1 pseudogene is annotated in these 231 nt (G+C 38.1%); it reads left to right on the forward strand.

Annotated elements, in window-relative coordinates:
* Window positions 1–231 (forward strand): annotated as a pseudogene (locus tag AAEY62_RS25075) (FAD-dependent oxidoreductase); the annotation flags it as partial.

The following is a 231-nucleotide window of genomic DNA, read 5'->3' on the forward strand; positions in this document are numbered from 1 at the left end:
GTAATAAAGTACTTACATTTTTTGCTGACGATGGCAGACTATTCTTCGTGATCCCTATGGGACCTAAAACTTGTATTGGTACAACTGATACACAAGTTGAGAGCCCACATTCGCATGTTACTGATGAAGATAGAAAGTTTGTGTTAGATAATGCGAACAAGTTACTAGAACTGGATAAACAGCTCACAAAAGACGATATAATAGCTGAACGATGTGGTGTAAGGCCATTAG

The sequence above is a fragment of the Pseudoalteromonas sp. GW168-MNA-CIBAN-0100 genome (genome assembly GCF_040309225.1).
Taxonomy (GTDB): Bacteria; Pseudomonadota; Gammaproteobacteria; order Enterobacterales; family Alteromonadaceae; genus Pseudoalteromonas; species Pseudoalteromonas arctica.